Source organism: Pseudomonas sp. Eth.TT006 (assembly GCF_054456575.1).
The window spans coordinates 178,934-196,499 of record NZ_JBTJEN010000004.1 but is presented as its reverse complement, the minus strand read 5'-3'; the positions used below and the strand labels follow the sequence as shown (position 1 = coordinate 196,499).

The window sequence follows — 17,566 nt, the reverse complement described above, 5'->3', positions numbered from 1 at the left end:
ATCTTTTGATCCTGCTTTTTTGCACCTTGTGCCAACCGATGAGACTCGATACTGTACGCATAACCAGTACCGAGTCATCGCCATGCAAATCATCGACAAGCTCAGCATTCTCGCCGACGCCGCCAAGTACGACGCCTCCTGCGCCAGCAGCGGTGCGCCAAAACGCAGCTCCGAAGGCAAGAGCGGGCTCGGTTCGAGCGATGGCATGGGCATTTGTCACAGCTATACGCCGGACGGGCGCTGCGTGTCGTTGCTCAAGGTGCTGCTGACCAATTTCTGCCTTTACGACTGCCAATACTGCGTTAATCGCCGCTCCAGTGACGTGCCGCGCGCGCGTTTCACTCCCGAGGAAGTGGTCACCCTGACCCTGGATTTCTACCGCCGCAACTGCGTCAGCGGGCTGTTCCTCAGCTCGGGGATCATTCGCTCGGCGGACTACACCATGGAGCAACTGGTGCGGGTGGCGAAGCTGCTGCGTGTCCAGCATGAGTTTCGTGGCTACATCCACCTCAAGACCATTCCCGAGGCTGACCCGGCGTTGATCGAAGAGGCGGGGCGCTACGCCGACCGCCTCAGCGTCAACATCGAACTGCCCACCGACGCCAGCCTGCAAACCCTGGCGCCGGAGAAGCAGATCGGCTCGATCAAACAGGCGATGAACACGATCTACACCGGGGTGCAGACGGTGCTCAACGAACCGCGTTCGGCGAAGTTCGCCCCGGCCGGGCAAAGCACACAAATGATCGTCGGCGCCGATGACACCGACGACAGCACCATCCTGCACAGCGCCCAGTCGCTGTATGGCAACTATCGCTTGCGGCGCGTCTACTACTCGGCATTCAGCCCGATCCCGGACAGCCCGAAAAGCGTGCCGCTGGCCGCGCCGCCACTGATGCGTGAGCACCGTTTGTATCAGGCCGATTTTCTCCTGCGCAGCTATGGCTACAACGCCGATGAACTGCTCAAGGGCCCGGGCAATCTGGCGCTGGACATCGACCCGAAACTGGCCTGGGCGCTGCAGAATCGCGAAGTGTTCCCGCTGGACCTGAACCGCGCCGAACCGGCGCTGATCGCGCGTATTCCGGGCATCGGCCTGCGCACCACCGAGCGCCTGGTGCAATTGCGTCAACAACGGCGCATCCGCTACGAAGACGTGGCGCGCATGCGCTGCGTGCTTGCCAAGGCCAAGCCGTTCATCATCACCAGCGATTACCACCCGCAACAGGCCGAAGTCACCAGCCACATGCTCTACCAGCAATTGCGCGACCGCCCGCAGCCACAGCAGATGGGGTTATGGGGATGATCAATCTCGATTGCGACGACCTGTTCGGCACCTGGCGTCAGCAGGCGCGCTGGCTGCTCAGTCATGAGATCGATCCGAGTCTGGTGAGCTGGGCGTCGGAAGGGCTGAGCGATCTGTTTGCCAGTGACGTGCAGGTGCCCGAAGGGCAGGGGCCGTTTCAGGCGCGCATCCCCCGCGCATTGCTCGACACTCTGGAACAAGCTGCGCAATACCGTGGCGACCAGCGCTGGAGTCTGCTCTACGAAGTGCTATGGCGCGTCAGCCATGGTGACCGCACGGCGATGATGGCCGGCGACAAACTCGGCAGCGAGTTGCAGCGGCGGATCAAGCAGGTTCACCGGGAATCCCATCATTTGCATGCGTTCGTGCGCTTCATCGAGCGCCCGCAGGATCAGCCGGGCCCGCAATACGTGGCGTGGCACGAACCGGCCCACGACATCCTGCACAGCGCCAGCGAACATTTCGTCAGGCGCATGGGCCGGCACCGCTGGTTGATCGCCACCCCGCGCGACGGGGTGTATTACGACGGCGAACAATTGATTCATCAACGCCAATGCCCGGTGGAATGGCAGCAACTGGCGCAGAACGTCGACGATCCGCATGGTGATCTGTGGCTGACCTATTACAGCCACATCTTCAACCCGGCGCGGCTGAACGAGAAGGTCATGCAAGGGCATCTGCCGGCGCGGTTCTGGAAGAATTTGCCGGAGGGCGAGTTGATTCCGGGTTTGATCACCCAGGCGCGGACGGGCAAGCAGCAGAATGGGCAGGCGAGCGGGATTGCCTCGCGCGCGGGTAAGCGAATTGCTTTGAAATAGAAGATCAAAAGATCGCAGCCTGCGGCAGCTCCTACACAGATCTCCTGTAGGAGCTGCCGCAGGCTGCGATCTTTTGATTTTGGTTCTAATAAAAAGCCCCCCACCGATTTCACTCGGTGGGGGGCTTTTGTGCGTCAGCGTCCGTCAGATCAAACCTTGACGATCCAGCCCGCTGGCGCTTCGATGTCGCCGGTCTGCACGCCGGTCAGCTCTTTGTAGAGCTTCTGGGTGACCGGGCCGACTTCGGTTTCGCTGTGGAACACGTGCAGGTGATCGTTGTAGCTGATGCCGCCAATCGGGGTGATGACCGCAGCGGTACCGCAGGCGCCGGCTTCCTTGAAGTCCGACAGCTTGTCGATCAGCACGTCGCCTTCGACCACTTCCAGGCCCAGACGGGTCTTGGCCAGTTCGATCAGCGACAGACGGGTGATGCCTGGCAGGACCGACGGCGAGTTCGGGGTGACGAACTTGTTGTCGTGGGTGATCCCGAAGAAGTTGGCCGAACCGACTTCCTCGATCTTCTTGTGGGTCAGTGGATCCAGGTAGATGGCGTCAGCGAAGTGCGCCTTCTTGGCCTGGGAGCCCGGCATCAGGCTGGCGGCATAGTTGCCACCGACCTTGGCCGCACCGGTGCCTTGTGGGGCTGCGCGGTCGAAGCTGGAAATCTGGAAGTTATGCGGAGTCAGGCCGCCCTTGAAGTAGGCGCCGACCGGAATCGCGAACACCGAGAAGATGAACTCCGGGGCAGTACGCACGCCGATGTTGTCACCCACGCCGATCACGAACGGACGCAGGTACAGCGCGCCGCCGGTGCCGTACGGCGGGATGAAGCGCTCGTTGGCGCGAACCACGTCTTTGCACGCTTCGATGAACTGCTCGGTGGACACGTGCGGCATCAGCAGGCGGGCGCAGCTGCGTTGCATGCGGGCGGCGTTCTGGTCCGGACGGAACAGGTTGATCGAGCCATCCTTGCAACGATAGGCCTTGAGGCCTTCGAAGCATTGCTGGCCATAGTGAAGGGCAGTCGAACCTTCGCTGATGTGCAACACGTTATCTTCGGTCAGGGTGCCTTTGTCCCACTCGCCAACGCGAAAGTACGACAGATAGCGTTTGTCGGTCTTGATGTAGTCAAAACCCAGCTTGTCCCAATTGATGCTCTCGTTACCCATGACACCCTCTATCACTGAACAACCGCCGAAACGGTTCAAGGCTTCTGACGTTTTTTGGATGGGCACAACAATACTTCATTCTTGAGCGGTTTCGCAGCCCGGACTATCGGATGACAGCCAGATAAATCGCGTTGCTCTCAAGAATTCGCGAGCAAGCCCGCTCCCACATTTGAAATGCATTCCCCCGTGGGAGCGGGCTTGCTCGCGAAGAGGCCATCACAGCCCCCCGTAAATTACAGGTGCAACGCATGTCCCAAAGCACGCAACGCCGCTTCCTGCACCGCCTCACCCAAGGTCGGGTGCGCATGAATGGTGCCGCCGATGTCTTCCAGCCGCGCGCCCATTTCCAGGCTTTGCGCGAACGCGGTTGACAACTCCGAAACACCCACGCCGACCGCCTGCCAACCGACAATCACATGGTTGTCACGGCGCGCGACCACCCGCACGAAGCCGCTTTTCGACTCCAGGGTCATCGCCCGGCCGTTGGCGGCGAACGGGAAGCTCGAGACGATGCAGTCCAGTCCGGCCGCCTTGGCCTCATCCGGGGTCTGGCCGACCACCACCAGTTCCGGGTCGGTGAAGCACACGGCGGCGATGGCAGTCGGGTTGAATTCGCGGGATTTGCCGCTGATCAGTTCGGCGACCATTTCGCCCTGCGCCATGGCGCGGTGCGCGAGCATCGGTTCGCCGCTGAGGTCGCCGATGGCGTAGACGTTGCGCATGCTGGTCTGGCAGCGGCGGTCGATCCTGATCGCCGCGCCGTTCATCTCCAGGTTCAGCGCCTCGAGGTTCCAGCCCTGGGTATTCGGTTTGCGCCCGACCGCCACCAGTACCTGATCGGTTTCCAGGTTCAGCGTGTCACCGTTCGGATCGCGCACCTGCAAGGTGCCGTCGAAACCCAGCACGCTGTGCTTGAGGTAAAGCTTCACCCCCAGTTGCTTCAGCGCTTCGTGCACCGGTTGCGTCAGCTCGGCATCGTAGGCCGGCAGGATACGATCCTGCGCCTCGACCACACTGACCTCGGCGCCGAGCTTGCGGTAAGCGATGCCCAGTTCCAGCCCGATGTAACCGCCGCCCACCACCACCAAACGTTTCGGCACGGACTTCGGCGCCAGCGCTTCGGTGGAGGAGATGATCGGCCCGCCAATTGGCAGGATCGGCAGGTTGACGCTGATCGAACCAGTGGCCAGCACCAGATGCTCGCACTGGATCCGCGTGTCGCCGACCTCGACGGTTTTGCCGTCGATGACCTTGGCCCAGCCGTTGATGACTTGGACTTTATGCTTTTTCAGCAACGCCGCGACGCCGGTAGTCAGGCGATCAACGATGCCGTCCTTCCATTCGACGCTTTTAGTGATGTCGAGGCTCGGCGGCGCAACATTGATGCCCAGCGCCGAATGCTCGCTGTGATGACGGGTCTGGTGAAACTGCTCGGCCACGTGAATCATTGCTTTCGACGGGATGCAGCCGATGTTCAGGCAGGTGCCGCCAAGCGCCTGGCCTTCGACCAGAATCGTCGAAATGCCCAGTTGCCCGGCGCGAATCGCCGTGACGTAACCGCCGGGACCGCCGCCGATGATCAGCAGCGTGGTGTTCAAAGTCTGCATTGCATCACTCCACAAACAGGGTCGCGGGTTGTTCGAGCAGGCCACGAATGGCCTGGATGAAGAGCGCCGCGTCCATGCCGTCGACCACGCGGTGATCGAAGGAGCTGGAGAGGTTCATCATCTTGCGGATCACCACCTGGCCTTTGACGACCATCGGGCGTTCGACGATTTTGTTCACGCCGACGATCGCCACTTCCGGCAGATTCAGCACCGGGGTGCTGACGATCCCGCCCAGCGCGCCGAGGCTGGTCAGGGTGATGGTCGAGCCGGACAGTTCGTCGCGGCTGGCCTTGCCATTGCGCGCGGCACTGGCCAGGCGCGAGATTTCTGCGGCGCTGTCCCACAGGCTGCGCGCTTCGGCGTGACGCACCACCGGCACCATCAGGCCGACATCGCTTTGCGTAGCGACGCCGACATGCACCGCGCCAAGACGGGTGATGACCTGCGCTTCGTCGTCGTAACGGGCGTTCATCTGCGGGAAGTCGCGCAAAGCTACGACCAGTGCACGAACCAGGAACGGCAGCAAGGTCAGCTTGCCACGGCTCGCGCCATGCTTTTCGTTGAGATGCGCACGCAGTTCCTCAATCGCGGTGACGTCGATTTCCTCGACGTAACTGAAGTGGGCGGCACGCTGGGTGGCGTCCTGCATGCGCTGGGCAATCTTGCGGCGCATGCCGATAACCTGGATCTGTTCTTCGTCGTTGCGCTGGGCGTAAGCAGCGGTCGCCGGTGCTGAAGCGTTCGACTGACCTTGCGCCAGATAGGCCTCGAGATCCTCGTGCAGTACACGACCGGCCGGGCCGGAACCGCGTACCAGGCGCAATTGAATACCCAGATCCAATGCATGTTTGCGCACCGCCGGCGAGGCCAGTGGACGCTCATCGGCTTCGCGGGCAACCATCGGGCCCTGGCAGACCGCAGCCGGACGCGGGGCGGCAGCAGGTTTGCTCTCCACCACGTTTTCAACTTTTGACGCCACCGGTGCTTCTTTGATCGGAGCTGGCGCGGCGGACTCTTTCAAGTTGCCGGCGCCTTCCACCTCGATGCTGATCAGCACACTGCCGACCGCCATCACTTCACCCGGCTGACCACCGAGCGCGATCACCTTGCCGTGCACCGGCGACGGAATATCGACCATTGCCTTGTCGGTCATCACATCCGCCAGCACCTGGTCTTCAACCACGAGGTCGCCGACCTTGACGTGCCACTGCGACAGTTCCACTTCTGCGATGCCTTCGCCGATGTCCGGCATCTTGATAACGTGCGTGCCCATTCAGACCTCCATGACCCGTTTCAACGCCGCGCCTACACGGGACGGCCCTGGGAAATACGCCCACTCTTGCGCGTGCGGGTAGGGGGTGTCCCAACCGGTGACGCGTTCGATCGGCGCTTCCAGGTGATGGAAGCAATGCTCTTGCACCAGCGACACCAGCTCGGCGCCGAAACCGCAGGTGCGGGTGGCTTCGTGCACCACTACGCAACGGCCGGTTTTCTTCACCGATTTGACGATGGTTTCCAGGTCCAGCGGCCACAGGCTGCGCAGGTCGATGACTTCGGCGTCAACGCCGGATTCTTCGGCGGCGACTTGCGAGACGTAGACGGTAGTGCCGTAAGTCAGCACGGTGACGTCCTTGCCCGGACGAGTGATCGCGGCGACGTCCAGCGGCACCGTGTAGTAACCATCAGGCACTTGTGCCTGCGGGTGTTTCGACCACGGGGTTACCGGGCGGTCGTGGTGGCCGTCGAACGGGCCGTTATACAGGCGTTTCGGCTCGAGGAAGATCACCGGATCATCGTTCTCGATGGAGGCGATCAGCAGGCCTTTGGCATCGTACGGGTTGGAGGGCATCACGGTGCGCAGGCCGCACACTTGAGTGAACATCGCCTCGATGCTCTGGCTGTGGGTCTGGCCGCCGTAGATGCCGCCGCCGCAGGGCATGCGCAGGGTCATCGGCGCGGTGAATTCGCCGGCCGAGCGATAACGCAGACGTGCGGCTTCGGAAATGATCTGGTCGGAGGCCGGGTACACGTAGTCGGCAAACTGAATCTCGGCCACCGGACGCAAGCCGTAAGCACCCATGCCCACGGCAACGCCGACGATGCCACTCTCGGAGATCGGCGCGTCGAACACGCGGGAGGTGCCGTACTTGGTCTGCAGGCCTTCGGTGCAACGGAACACGCCGCCGAAATAGCCGACGTCCTGACCGAACACCACCACATTTTCATCACGCTCAAGCATCACATCCATGGCCGAGCGCAGGGCCTGGATCATGGTCATGGTGGTCGTGGTCATCGCGGTTTCCAACTGAATATTGTTGTTGTGATCGTTCATGTCAGATCCCCAACTGCTGACGCTGGCGCTTCAAGTGCTCCGGCATCTCTTTGTAGACGTCTTCGAACATGGTCGCGGCGCTTGGAATCTGCCCGCCGGCGAGGGTGCCGTACTGTTCGGCCTGTTTCTGCGCGGCAATCACTTCGGCTTCCAGCTCGGCGCTGACGGCGGCGTGCTCTTCTTCCGACCAGTGACCGACCTTGATCAGATGCTGCTTGAGGCGGGCAATCGGGTCGCCCAGCGGGAAGTGGCTCCAGTCATCGGCAGGACGGTATTTCGACGGATCGTCGGAGGTCGAGTGCGGGCCGGCGCGGTAGGTGACCCATTCGATCATGGTCGGCCCGAGGTTGCGCCGGGCGCGTTCGGCAGCCCAGGCAGACGCGGCGTACACCGCATAGAAATCGTTGCCGTCGACGCGCAGCGAGGCAATCCCGCAACCGACGCCGCGTCCGGCGAAGGTAGTGGCTTCACCTCCGGCGATGGCCTGGAAGGTCGAAATCGCCCACTGGTTATTGACGACGTTGAGGATCACCGGCGCGCGGTAGACGTGCGCGAAGGTGAGGGCGGTGTGGAAGTCCGATTCGGCAGTGGCGCCGTCACCGATCCAGGCCGAGGCGATTTTGGTGTCGCCCTTGATCGCCGAGGCCATGCCCCAGCCGACGGCCTGAATGAACTGGGTGGCGAGGTTGCCGGAGATGGTGAAGAAACCGGCGTCCTTGACCGAGTACATGATCGGCAACTGCCGGCCCTTGAGCGGATCGCGCTCGTTGGACAGCAACTGGCAGATCAGGTCAACCAGCGGCACTTCGCGGGCCATCAGGATGCTTTGCTGGCGGTAGGTCGGGAAGCACATGTCGTCGATGTTCAAAGCCAGGGCCTGGGCGCTGCCGATGGCTTCTTCGCCAAGGCTCTGCATGTAGAACGACATCTTTTTCTGGCGCTGGGCGACCACCATGCGGTTGTCGTAGATCCGCGTCTTGAGCATGGCGCGCATGCCCTTGCGCAGAATCTCGACCGGCACGTTCTCGGCCCACGGGCCGAGGGCGTTGCCTTGGTCGTCGAGCACGCGAATCAGGCCACGGGCGAGGTCGGCGGTGTCGGCGGGTTCTACATCAATGGAAGGTTTGCGCACCGTGCCCGCATCGGTCAGATGCAGGTAGGAGAAGTCGGTTTTGCAGCCTGGGCGGCCCGAAGGTTCAGGGACGTGCAGACGCAGCGGTTCATACGCTTGGGTCATGGCTTCTACGCTCGATCTTGTGAATTTCTTGTAGTGAGCTGGCAGTCATTCTTCGATAAAGAAATCTTGTCCTACAACAATCATAGGCGCGGGCAAGGAGAATATTTCTCTCTGTTTCGTTGCGCTGGAGACGATTTGCAGATAGAAATTCTGCATAAACATAAAAAACAGGTGGTTTTGTCTCATGCGCAAACTGGACCGTACCGACATCGGCATTCTCAACAGCCTTCAGGAGAACGCGCGCATCACCAACGCCGATCTCGCGCGCTCAGTGAATCTGTCGCCGACGCCGTGTTTCAACCGGGTCAAGGCGATGGAAGAATTGGGTCTGATTCGCGAGCAGGTGACGCTGCTCGATGCCGATTTGCTCGGGCTGCATGTGAATGTGTTCATCCATGTCAGCCTGGAGAAGCAGGTCGAGGAAGCGTTGCAGCATTTCGAAGAGGCAATCTCCGATCGCCCCGAGGTGATGGAGTGCTACCTGATGGCTGGCGACCCGGACTACCTGATCCGGGTGCTGGTGCCGACCATTCAGTCGCTGGAGCGGTTCATGATGGACTTTCTGACCAAGGTGCCGGGCGTGGCGAACATTCGCTCGAGCTTTGCGCTCAAGCAGGTGCGCTACAAGACCGCGTTGCCGTTGCCGGCGAATGGGCTGACGTTGGGGGCTTGAAGAGCAAAAGATCGCAGCCTGCGGCAGCTCCTACAGGGGGACGGTGATCCTTCTGTAGGAGCTGCCGCAGGCTGCGATCTTTTGCTGTTAAAGCTTGTTAATTGGCACTTTCAGATAAACCACGCCATTGTCTTCCGCCGGCGGCATATTCCCCGCCCGCACATTCACCTGAATCGCCGGCAGCAGCAACGTCGGCATCCCGAGCCCGGCATCGCGTTTGGTGCGCATTTCGACAAACGCCGCCTTATCAATCCCGTCATGCACATGAATGTTGCTTTTGCGCTGCTCGCCAACGGTGGTTTGGCACTGTGCGGCGCGGCCTTCGGGCGGGTAGTCGTGGCAGACGTAGAGTTTGACGCTGGCGGGGAAGGCCAGCAGTTTGTGGATCGAATTGAACAGTTGATGCGCGTTGCCGCCGGGGAAGTCGCAGCGGGCGGTGCCGACGTCGGGCATGAACAGCGTGTCGCCGACCAGGATCTGCTCGCCGTCGATCAGGTAGGCCATGTCCGCCGGGGTGTGGCCGGGGACGTGCAGGGCGGTGGCCTTGAGGTTGCCGATCATGAATGACTCGTTCGGCGCGAACAGGTGATCGAACTGCGAGCCGTCGACGCAGAACTCCGGCTCCAGATTGAACAGCGCCTTGAACACGTTCTGCACCTTGCTGATCGACGCGCCGATGGCGATCTTGCCGCCCAGTTCGCGGCGCAGATATGGCGCGGCGGACAGGTGATCAGCGTGGGCGTGGGTTTCCAGCAACCATTGCACCTGCAGCCGATGCGCGCGGACGAAGGCGATGATTTTGTCGGCTTGCGCGGTGCAGGTGCGACCGGCGGCGCCGTCGTAATCGAGCACCGGATCGACGATCGCACACTGTCCGCCATCGGCTTCATAGACCACATAACTGTAGGTCGAGGAGGCGGGGTCGAGGAAAGCTTCAATCTGCGCGGGCATGGACACCAACCTGAATCAGGGAAATGGGTTGCAACACTTTATCTAAAAACATAATGTTCGCAGCTTAAGTGACGTTGAAGGCCTCGTGCAAATGCAATCCAGTCTGACCGAATGTGAAGTCGCCCAGTTGCGGGCGTCCGCCTCCAAGGCCTGTGCGCTGCTCAAGGCGCTGGCCAATGAGGATCGCCTGCTGATTCTGTGCCAGTTGACCCAGGGCGAGCGCAACGTCGGCGAGCTGGAAAAAATGACCGGCGTGCGCCAGCCAACGTTGTCCCAGCAACTGGGGATCCTGCGTGATGAAGGGCTGGTGGCGACCCGCCGTGAAGGCAAATACATCTTTTACGGGCTGGCCAGTCCGGAAGTGATTCAGGTGATGAAGACCCTGTCGGGGCTTTATTGCGGGGCGGTGCTGAAAAGTCTGGGTCACCAATAAATGCCAGCCAACATCGTGTGGATCCTGTGGGAGCTGGCTTGCCAGCGATGAGGGTGTGTCAGCCAACATTCATGGCGACTGGAACTCCGCCATCGCTGGCAAGCCAGCTCCCACAGGATTTTGGTAGAGGCTGAACAATCCTTGCGTGCAGCAATAAGGAACAAGCAATGAACGATCAACACTGGGGCCCATCCATCAGTGCCGATATCGTGGTCATTGGCGGCGGTACCGCCGGCATCGGCTTTGTCGCCAGTCTGCTCAAGCGTGATCCGACGCTGAACATCACCGTGATCGAGCCCGGCGCCCAGCACTACTACCAGCCGGCGTGGACGCTGGTCGGCGGTGGCGCCTACGACGTCAAGGACACCGTGCGCCCGATGAACAAGGTAATGCCGCGTCAGGCCACCTGGATTCAGGCGGCGGTCACCGGCATCGATCCCGAGCAGCGCCGGCTGACCCTCAACGACCAACGCAGCGTCACCTACCAGAACCTGATCGTCTGTCCCGGCCTGCGCCTGGCCTGGGAGAAAATCGAAGGCCTGCAGGAAAGCCTCGGCCAGCACGGCGTGACCTCCAACTACAGCTATCAGCACGCGCAATACACCTGGGATCAGGTGCAGAAATTGCGCGGCGGCAAGGCGCTGTTCACCCAGCCGGCGATGCCGATCAAATGCGCCGGTGCGCCGCAGAAGGCCTTGTATCTGTCGTGCGATCACTGGCACAAAACCGGCGTGCTGAACCAGATCAACGTCGAATTCAATCTGGCCGGCGCGGCGCTGTTCGGCGTCGCCACGTTTGTCCCGCCGCTGATGAAGTACATCGAGAAATACAACGCGCAACTGGCCTTCAACAGCAATCTGGTCAAGGTCGACGGCCCGGCCAAAACCGCCTGGTTCGAGGTCAGGGACGTCGACGGCAACATCACCCGTGAAGCAAAAACCTTCGATCTGCTGCACGTGGTGCCGCCGCAAGTCGCGCCAGACTTCATCGCCCAGAGTGCGCTGGCCGACGCCGCCGGCTGGTGCGAAGTCAATCCGCACAGCCTGCAGCATCCGCGTTATCCCGAGGTGTTCGGCCTCGGGGACATCTGCGGCACCAGCAATGCGAAAACCGCGGCGGCCGTGCGCAAGCAGATCGTCGTCGTCGCGGAAAATCTCCTGGCGCTGCGCAAGCACCAGCCACTGCCGCTGAAATACGACGGCTACGGCTCCTGCCCGCTGACGGTGGAGAAGGGCAAAGTGATCCTCGCCGAATTCGGTTACGGCGGAAAGTTGCTGCCGACCTTCGCCCTCGATGCCACGGTGCCACGTCGCTCGGCGTGGTTCCTCAAGGCGACGCTGCTGCCGTGGTTCTACTGGAACGGCATGCTCAAGGGCCGCGAGTGGCTGACCGGTCTGTCCAAAGTCGACTGAGAACTCCCTATGTTGCTGGCAAGTCTGTTTGGCGTGTTGATGGGGTTGGTTCTTGGGCTGACCGGCGCGGGCGGCGGGATTCTCGCGGTGCCGGCGCTGGTGCTCGGTCTGGGCTGGACGATGACCCAGGCCGCGCCCGTGGCGTTATTCGCGGTGGGCAGTGCGGCGGCAGTGGGGGCCATCGATGGTTTGCGCCATGGTCTGGTGCGCTATCGCGCGGCGCTGCTGATTGCCGCGCTCGGCGCGGTGTTTTCGCCGTTGGGCATCTACTTCGCGCACCAGTTGCCGGAGAAGATCCTGATGATCCTCTTCAGTCTGCTGATGGTCATGGTCGCCTGGCGCATGCTGCGCCGTGAACGTCAGCAGCAAGGCCCAAGCGATCACGGTCACGCCAGTTGGGGCCAGAAGAACTGCATGCTCAACGAACAGACCGGGCGTTTCGACTGGACCGCCAAATGCACCGCGACCCTCGCGGCGTTGGGCGCGGTGACCGGGGTGGTTTCAGGATTGCTCGGCGTTGGTGGTGGTTTTCTGATCGTGCCGGCGTTCAAGCAACTGACCGATGTGCAGATGCGCGGCATCGTCGCGACCTCGTTGATGGTGATCAGCCTGATTTCGGCGATTGGCGTGATCGGCTCGTTTCACGCCGGTGTGCGGATTGACGGGCAGGGCGCGGCGTTTATCGTGGCCAGCGTGGTCGGCATGGTTATCGGGCGCAAATTGTGCGCGCGGGTTCCGGCGCGGGCGTTGCAGGTGGGGTTTGCCGGGGTGTGTCTGGTGGTGGCGGGGTATATGCTGCTTCGCGCTTGATTGGGTGAAGATCAAAAGATCGCAGCCTTCGGCAGCTCCTACAGGGGGAACGCGTAATCCCTGTAGGAGCTGACGAAGGCTGCGATCTTTTCGCTTTTTACAGCACCAAATGCGGCAACCACAGCGAAATCGCCGGAATGTAGGTCACCAGCATCAGCACCAGAAACAGCACCGCGTAGAACGGCAGCAGCGCCTTCACCGTGCTTTCGATACTGACCTTGCCCACCGCCGAGCCGACAAACAGCACTGCACCCACCGGCGGTGTGATCAGGCCGATTCCCAGGTTCACCAGCATGATCATGCCGAACTGCACGGGATCGACGCCGATGCCAAGAATCACCGGCATCAGGATCGGCGTCAGGATCAGGATCAGTGGCGCCATGTCCATCACCGTGCCGAGCAACAGCAGCATCACGTTGATGCACATCAGGATCACGTAGCGGTTGTCCGACAGGGTCAGGAACAGCGTGGTGATTTTTGCCGGGATCTGCATCAGGGTCATGATGTAGCCGAAGCTCGCGGCGAAACCGATCAGGATCATCACGATCGAAATCGTCCGCACCGTGCGGTGCATCAGCTTCGGCAGTTCGCGCCACTTGTAGTCGCGGTAGATGAACATGGTGACGAAGAACGCCCACAGCACCGCGATGGCGGCGGACTCGGTGGCGGTGAAGATCCCGGAAAGAATCCCGCCGAGGATGATCACCATCGCCATCATGCCCCACAACGCTTCGCCGCAGATCTTCAGCGCCTCGCGCAGCGGGATCACTTCACCTTTGGGGTAATCGCGCTTCTTCGCGAAGATCAGGCACAGCACCATCAGGCATGCGCTCATCAACAGCCCGGGGACGATGCCGGCCATGAACAGCGAGGCGATGGACACGGTGCCGCCGGCCGCCAGCGAATAGAGCACCGAGTTATGACTCGGCGGGGTCAACAGCGCCTGCACCGAACCACTGACGGTGACCGCCGTGGAGAACTCGCGCGGATAGCCTTTGCGTTCCATTTCCGGAATCAGTACCGAACCTACCGACGCCGTGTCGGCCACCGATGAACCGGAGATCGCACCGAAAAACGTCGAGGCCATGATGTTGACCAGCGACAGACCACCGCGCACGAAACCCACCAGTACCCCGGCGAACGCCACCAGCCGCCGCGACATGCCGCCCTCGGCCATGATTGCCCCGGCCAGCACGAAGAACGGGATCGCCAGCAGCGAAAACTTGTTCACCCCGCCGGCGACCTGAATCATCAGCGCCTGAAACGGGATGTCGATCCACCACGCGCCGATCAACGCCGACAGCCCGAGGGCGTAGGCGACCGGCATGCCGATCAGGATCAAAACGATAAAACTGCCCAGCAGAATCAATGCGTCCATCAGGCAGCCCCTTCGTTTTCTTCAACCAGGTCGAAGCGCACCACGCGACGATTGCTTTGATCGCCGAGCAGGAGTTTTTCCAGCACGAAGATCAGCGTCAGTGCGCCGCCAATCGGGATAGGCATGTAGGTGATACCGACGCGCAGGGTCGGCAGGGCGCTCATGAACTGATTCCAGGTCGAGGCACACAGCTTGGCGCCCCAAATGGTCATGAACAGGCAGATGGTCGCCATCAACAACTGGGTGACGATGCTCATGGTGCTGCGCAGGCTCGGTGGCAAACGGTCGGTGACCATCGCCACCGCCATGTGCGCACCAGCGCGATAACTGGCGGCGGCGCCGATAAAGGTGAAGACCATCATCAGCAGGATGGCGGTGGGTTCCGGCCAGCTCGAACCGGTGCCGAGGGCGTAACGGGCGAACACGCCCCAGGGAATGATCAGGGCGATGGCCAGCACGGACAGGCCGGCGACCCAGATGCAGGTCATGTAGAGCAAATCGTTGAGGCGCAGCAGCGAATTCTTCATCGGGTTCCACCGTAACCGGGCAGCCGCGCACATCGAGCGGGGGCAGCGCTGCCGGGCCTTTGATTTAGGTCTGGGGGCTTACTGCACCGCTTCGATGCGCTTGATCAGGTCGGCGTAAGGCGCGCCGTATTTCTCGCGAACCGAGGCAGTGGCCTCGTAGAAAGGTTTCTTGTCGACGGTGATGAACTCGACGCCGGCAGCCTTGAGTTTTTCTTCACTGCTGGCGGACTTCGCATCCCACAGCGCGCGCTCTTCAAGCTGCGCGGCCTTGGCGGCTTTTTTCACCAGGGTCTGCTGGTCGGGAGTGAGTTTTTCCCAGGTGATTTTCGACATCACGATCGGCTCGGGCAGGATCAGGTGCCCGGTCAGGCTGTAGAACTTGGCGTTCTGAAAGTGGTTGTGTTCGAGCAGGGTCGGCGGGTTGTTTTCCGCGCCGTCGATCACGCCGGTCTGCAGGGCGCTGAAGATCTCCCCGGTGTCCATCGCAATGCCATTGCCGCCCATGGCGTTGATGGTCTCGATGAACATCGGGTTGCCCTGTACGCGGATTTTCATGCCCTTGAGGTCTTCGAGTTTGCGCACCGGTTTCTTGGTGTAGATGTTGCGCGTGCCGCCGTCCATCCACGCCAGCGCCACCAGGCCGAATTCGGAGTTGGTGATCCGGTCGAGGATCGCATCGCCGACTTCGCCATCGATGACTGCGCGCATGTGCGCCTGGTCGCGGAAGATGAACGGCATGTTGAACACGTTCACATCCGGCACCACCGGGCCGACGATGCCGAGGCTGACACGGGTCATCTGGATCGCGCCAACCTGCGCTTGCTCGATGACTTCTTTTTCCGAGCCGAGCACACCGCCCGGGAAGTACTTGAAGGTCAGTTCGCCGTTGGTTTCCTTGGTCAGGGCTTTGCCCATGCTTTCTTCGGCGACCACGGTGGGATAGCCGGCGGGATGAATGTCGGCGAATTTGATTTCCAGCGCCTGGGCGGCGTTGGCGAGAGAGAAGGCGAGCGGTAGAGCGACGGCGAGCAAGGTGCGTTTGAAGTACATGGGGGTGAGTCTCCAGTCTTGTTATTTTTCTGTTCAAGGCGCAGCGGTGCAGCACAGGCGGGTGTTACAGGGAATCGTTGAACAGCGGCTCCGGCAGGCCTTTGACGTTGGGGTTGAGGGCGAACACGCCGCCGGCCACGGATTGCGGGTCGTGGTCGTCGCCGGGACGAATCGAGGTCACGAACAAGGTGTCCATGCGGCTGCCGCCGAAGGCACACATGGTCGGTTTTTTCACCGGCACCGCCAGCGAGAAGTCGAGTCGGCCGTCCGGTGCAAAGCGGTGGATCAGCCCGGCGTCGTTGGCGCAGATCCAGTAGAAACCTTCGGCGTCCACGGCGGCGCCATCGGGGCGGCCGGGGAAGTGGTTCATGTCGACGAACACGCGTCGGTTCGACGGCGTGCCGGTTTCGCTGTCGTAATCGAAGGCCCAGATCAACTGCACGGCGGGATGCGAATCCGACAGGTACATGGTTTTGCCGTCGGGGCTGAAGGCCAGGCCGTTGGGCACGATGAAACCGTCGAGTTGTGCTTCGATCACGCCCGACGCTGCGGCGCCGTAACGATAGAGCCGGCCTTCAGCAGCGTTCAGGCCCATGTTCAGCACCATGCTGCCGGCCCAGAAACGGCCCTGCCGATCGCAGCGGCCATCGTTGAGGCGCATGTCTTCGCGGCTGTGCTCGACGCGGGCGATTCGCTGGCTGTCGAGGCTGCCGTCGCTATTCGGCTGCAGATGAAATAAGCCGCTCTGCATCCCGGCGATCCAGCCACCACGGCTGTCGCGGGCAATGCAGGCGAGCATTTCCGGGGTTTTCCAGGCGTGCACCTGGCCGCTGTCAGCGCTCCAGCGTTGCAGTTCGCCGTTGGGAATATCCACCCAGTACAGCGCGTTTTCCTGCGCCACCCACACCGGGCTTTCGCCCACGGCGTTGCGGGCGTCGACGATCAATTCGGCTTGCATACTCATTCCCTTGTGTCGTTTTCGCAGTGATCAGTCGCCGAACGGGCCGGCCGCGACAAACGCGCCGCCCTGGTAGATCCGCGCCGGGTCATCGGCCGCCGGCAGCGGTTGCGCCTCGACTTTTTCGCGGAATATTTCGGAGCTGTCCTTCGCCTCGAATCCGAGGTGGCTGGCGAAACGGTTGTCCCACCACACCTCCTTGTTGGCCGACATGCCGTAGACCACTGTGTGGCCGACGTCCGGCGTGTACAGCGCGCGTTCGAGCAGTTGCGTGAGGTCGTCGAAACTCAGCCAGGTGTGCATCATTCGGCGGTTTTGCGGCTCGGGGAACGAGGAGCCGATGCGGATGCTGACGGTCTCGATGCCGTAGCGATCGAAGTAGAAATTGGCCATGTCTTCGCCATAGGACTTGGACAATCCGTAGTAACCATCGGGGCGCCGCGCAGAGCTGGCGTCGAGCTGTTCATCCTGTTTATAGAAGCCGATGACGTGGTTGGAACTGGCGAAGATCACCCGTTTCACGCCATGCCGGCGCGCGGCTTCGTAGATGTGAAACACGCCGCAGATGTTGGCGCCGAGGATTTCCTCGAAGGGCCGCTCCACGGAGACGCCGCCGAAATGCAGAATCGCGTCGACGCCTTCGACCAGTTGATGCACGGCCTGTTTGTCAGCGAGGTCGCAAAGGACGATTTCTTCACGATCATCGACGGCCGAGGCGAGGGCGGCGATATCGGAAAGACGCAGGACATTGGCATAAGGGCGCAGGCGCTCGCGCAGGATTTTGCCGAGGCCCCCGGCAGCGCCCGTCAGCAGCAGGCGGTTGAAAGGGGTAGGTGGAACAGGTTTAGACGTCATGGCAATCCCTTACACATTGTTATTAGGTTTGTTGTAGGTTGTCGTATGACTGC

At 61.5% G+C, this 17,566-nt stretch carries 17 protein-coding genes; 6 read left to right on the top strand and 11 right to left on the bottom strand.

The window, feature by feature from the left end:
- Positions 1 to 82: 82 nt before the first annotated feature.
- Both ACXR0M_RS08595 and ACXR0M_RS08590 read left to right on the top strand, forming a co-directional pair.
- The gene (locus tag ACXR0M_RS08595; RefSeq protein ID WP_458831499.1) at positions 83 to 1,303 is read left to right on the top strand and encodes a putative DNA modification/repair radical SAM protein; all 1,221 of its coding nucleotides are present in this window, start codon (positions 83 to 85) and stop codon (positions 1,301 to 1,303) included.
- Positions 1,300 to 2,121, top strand: coding sequence for a TIGR03915 family putative DNA repair protein (locus ACXR0M_RS08590; protein WP_458831498.1), 822 nt, complete (start codon positions 1,300 to 1,302; stop codon positions 2,119 to 2,121). The genes ACXR0M_RS08595 and ACXR0M_RS08590 overlap by 4 nt, the downstream gene beginning before the upstream one ends.
- A 149-nt stretch (positions 2,122 to 2,270) precedes the next feature.
- On the opposite strand, the gene ACXR0M_RS08585 is transcribed toward ACXR0M_RS08590, so the two are convergent.
- From ACXR0M_RS08585 to ACXR0M_RS08565, 5 genes are all read right to left on the bottom strand, one after another.
- Entirely contained in the window at positions 2,271 to 3,290 is a 1,020-nt protein-coding gene (locus tag ACXR0M_RS08585) for a branched-chain amino acid aminotransferase (RefSeq protein ID WP_458831497.1), read from the bottom strand.
- A 233-nt stretch (positions 3,291 to 3,523) separates the two neighbouring features.
- Positions 3,524 to 4,897: a dihydrolipoyl dehydrogenase gene (gene lpdA, locus ACXR0M_RS08580; RefSeq protein ID WP_458831496.1), complete on the bottom strand. Its 1,374-nt coding sequence runs from the start codon at positions 4,895 to 4,897 to the stop codon at positions 3,524 to 3,526.
- Positions 4,898 to 4,901: 4 nt separating this feature from the next.
- Positions 4,902 to 6,170, bottom strand: a complete 1,269-nt coding sequence (locus tag ACXR0M_RS08575) for a dihydrolipoamide acetyltransferase family protein (RefSeq protein ID WP_458831495.1) — start codon at positions 6,168 to 6,170, stop codon at positions 4,902 to 4,904.
- Positions 6,171 to 7,229, bottom strand: coding sequence for an alpha-ketoacid dehydrogenase subunit beta (locus tag ACXR0M_RS08570; protein ID WP_458831494.1), 1,059 nt, complete (start codon positions 7,227 to 7,229; stop codon positions 6,171 to 6,173).
- Position 7,230: 1 nt separating this feature from the next.
- Entirely contained in the window at positions 7,231 to 8,466 is a 1,236-nt protein-coding gene (locus ACXR0M_RS08565; protein ID WP_003224001.1) for a 3-methyl-2-oxobutanoate dehydrogenase (2-methylpropanoyl-transferring) subunit alpha, read from the bottom strand.
- Positions 8,467 to 8,650: 184 nt separating this feature from the next.
- Here ACXR0M_RS08565 and bkdR point away from each other — a divergent pair, with 184 nt between their 5' ends.
- The gene (bkdR, locus tag ACXR0M_RS08560; protein ID WP_025111414.1) at positions 8,651 to 9,139 is read left to right on the top strand and encodes a Bkd operon transcriptional regulator BkdR; all 489 of its coding nucleotides are present in this window, start codon (positions 8,651 to 8,653) and stop codon (positions 9,137 to 9,139) included.
- An 87-nt stretch (positions 9,140 to 9,226) separates the two neighbouring features.
- Here bkdR and ACXR0M_RS08555 read toward each other — a convergent pair whose 3' ends face one another.
- On the bottom strand, positions 9,227 to 10,090 hold the full coding sequence (locus ACXR0M_RS08555; protein ID WP_458831493.1) for an MBL fold metallo-hydrolase: 864 nt from the start codon (positions 10,088 to 10,090) through the stop codon (positions 9,227 to 9,229).
- A 91-nt stretch (positions 10,091 to 10,181) separates the two neighbouring features.
- Here ACXR0M_RS08555 and ACXR0M_RS08550 point away from each other — a divergent pair, with 91 nt between their 5' ends.
- The 3 genes from ACXR0M_RS08550 (at position 10,182) to ACXR0M_RS08540 (ending at position 12,745) form a co-directional block, all read left to right on the top strand.
- Positions 10,182 to 10,523 carry an ArsR/SmtB family transcription factor gene (locus ACXR0M_RS08550; RefSeq protein ID WP_007965280.1) on the top strand — a complete coding sequence of 114 codons (342 nt, stop codon included), beginning with the start codon at positions 10,182 to 10,184 and terminating at the stop codon, positions 10,521 to 10,523.
- Between the two features lie 167 nt (positions 10,524 to 10,690).
- Complete coding sequence (locus ACXR0M_RS08545) at positions 10,691 to 11,935, top strand: NAD(P)/FAD-dependent oxidoreductase (protein ID WP_458831492.1); 1,245 nt, start codon at positions 10,691 to 10,693, stop codon at positions 11,933 to 11,935.
- A 9-nt stretch (positions 11,936 to 11,944) separates the two neighbouring features.
- Positions 11,945 to 12,745, top strand: a complete 801-nt coding sequence (locus ACXR0M_RS08540; protein ID WP_458831491.1) for a sulfite exporter TauE/SafE family protein — start codon at positions 11,945 to 11,947, stop codon at positions 12,743 to 12,745.
- A gap of 97 nt (positions 12,746 to 12,842) precedes the next feature.
- On the opposite strand, the gene ACXR0M_RS08535 is transcribed toward ACXR0M_RS08540, so the two are convergent.
- From ACXR0M_RS08535 to ACXR0M_RS08515, 5 genes are all read right to left on the bottom strand, one after another.
- Positions 12,843 to 14,123, bottom strand: a complete 1,281-nt coding sequence (locus tag ACXR0M_RS08535; RefSeq protein WP_458831490.1) for a TRAP transporter large permease — start codon at positions 14,121 to 14,123, stop codon at positions 12,843 to 12,845.
- Entirely contained in the window at positions 14,123 to 14,650 is a 528-nt protein-coding gene (locus ACXR0M_RS08530; RefSeq protein WP_458831489.1) for a TRAP transporter small permease, read from the bottom strand. Before ACXR0M_RS08530 ends, ACXR0M_RS08535 begins: the two co-directional genes overlap by 1 nt.
- A gap of 78 nt (positions 14,651 to 14,728) precedes the next feature.
- Positions 14,729 to 15,700: a TRAP transporter substrate-binding protein gene (locus tag ACXR0M_RS08525; protein WP_458831488.1), complete on the bottom strand. Its 972-nt coding sequence runs from the start codon at positions 15,698 to 15,700 to the stop codon at positions 14,729 to 14,731.
- A 64-nt stretch (positions 15,701 to 15,764) separates the two neighbouring features.
- Positions 15,765 to 16,658, bottom strand: a complete 894-nt coding sequence (locus ACXR0M_RS08520) for an SMP-30/gluconolactonase/LRE family protein (RefSeq protein ID WP_458831676.1) — start codon at positions 16,656 to 16,658, stop codon at positions 15,765 to 15,767.
- A 30-nt stretch (positions 16,659 to 16,688) separates the two neighbouring features.
- Positions 16,689 to 17,513, bottom strand: coding sequence for an NAD-dependent epimerase/dehydratase family protein (locus ACXR0M_RS08515; RefSeq protein WP_458831487.1), 825 nt, complete (start codon positions 17,511 to 17,513; stop codon positions 16,689 to 16,691).
- Positions 17,514 to 17,566: the final 53 nt, after the last annotated feature.

Coding starts and splice junctions, on each gene's coding strand:
- ACXR0M_RS08595 (WP_458831499.1), top strand. CDS start 83: ATGCAAATCATCGACAAGCTCAGCATTCTCGCCGACGCCGCCAAGTAC.
- ACXR0M_RS08555 (WP_458831493.1), bottom strand. CDS start 10,090: ATGCCCGCGCAGATTGAAGCTTTCCTCGACCCCGCCTCCTCGACCTAC.
- bkdR (WP_025111414.1), top strand. CDS start 8,651: ATGCGCAAACTGGACCGTACCGACATCGGCATTCTCAACAGCCTTCAG.
- ACXR0M_RS08570 (WP_458831494.1), bottom strand. CDS start 7,229: ATGAACGATCACAACAACAATATTCAGTTGGAAACCGCGATGACCACG.
- ACXR0M_RS08545 (WP_458831492.1), top strand. CDS start 10,691: ATGAACGATCAACACTGGGGCCCATCCATCAGTGCCGATATCGTGGTC.
- ACXR0M_RS08525 (WP_458831488.1), bottom strand. CDS start 15,700: ATGTACTTCAAACGCACCTTGCTCGCCGTCGCTCTACCGCTCGCCTTC.
- ACXR0M_RS08550 (WP_007965280.1), top strand. CDS start 10,182: ATGCAATCCAGTCTGACCGAATGTGAAGTCGCCCAGTTGCGGGCGTCC.
- ACXR0M_RS08515 (WP_458831487.1), bottom strand. CDS start 17,513: ATGACGTCTAAACCTGTTCCACCTACCCCTTTCAACCGCCTGCTGCTG.
- lpdA (WP_458831496.1), bottom strand. CDS start 4,897: ATGCAGACTTTGAACACCACGCTGCTGATCATCGGCGGCGGTCCCGGC.
- ACXR0M_RS08530 (WP_458831489.1), bottom strand. CDS start 14,650: ATGAAGAATTCGCTGCTGCGCCTCAACGATTTGCTCTACATGACCTGC.
- ACXR0M_RS08590 (WP_458831498.1), top strand. CDS start 1,300: ATGATCAATCTCGATTGCGACGACCTGTTCGGCACCTGGCGTCAGCAG.
- ACXR0M_RS08585 (WP_458831497.1), bottom strand. CDS start 3,290: ATGGGTAACGAGAGCATCAATTGGGACAAGCTGGGTTTTGACTACATC.
- ACXR0M_RS08565 (WP_003224001.1), bottom strand. CDS start 8,466: ATGACCCAAGCGTATGAACCGCTGCGTCTGCACGTCCCTGAACCTTCG.
- ACXR0M_RS08520 (WP_458831676.1), bottom strand. CDS start 16,658: ATGCAAGCCGAATTGATCGTCGACGCCCGCAACGCCGTGGGCGAAAGC.
- ACXR0M_RS08535 (WP_458831490.1), bottom strand. CDS start 14,123: ATGGACGCATTGATTCTGCTGGGCAGTTTTATCGTTTTGATCCTGATC.
- ACXR0M_RS08540 (WP_458831491.1), top strand. CDS start 11,945: ATGTTGCTGGCAAGTCTGTTTGGCGTGTTGATGGGGTTGGTTCTTGGG.
- ACXR0M_RS08575 (WP_458831495.1), bottom strand. CDS start 6,170: ATGGGCACGCACGTTATCAAGATGCCGGACATCGGCGAAGGCATCGCA.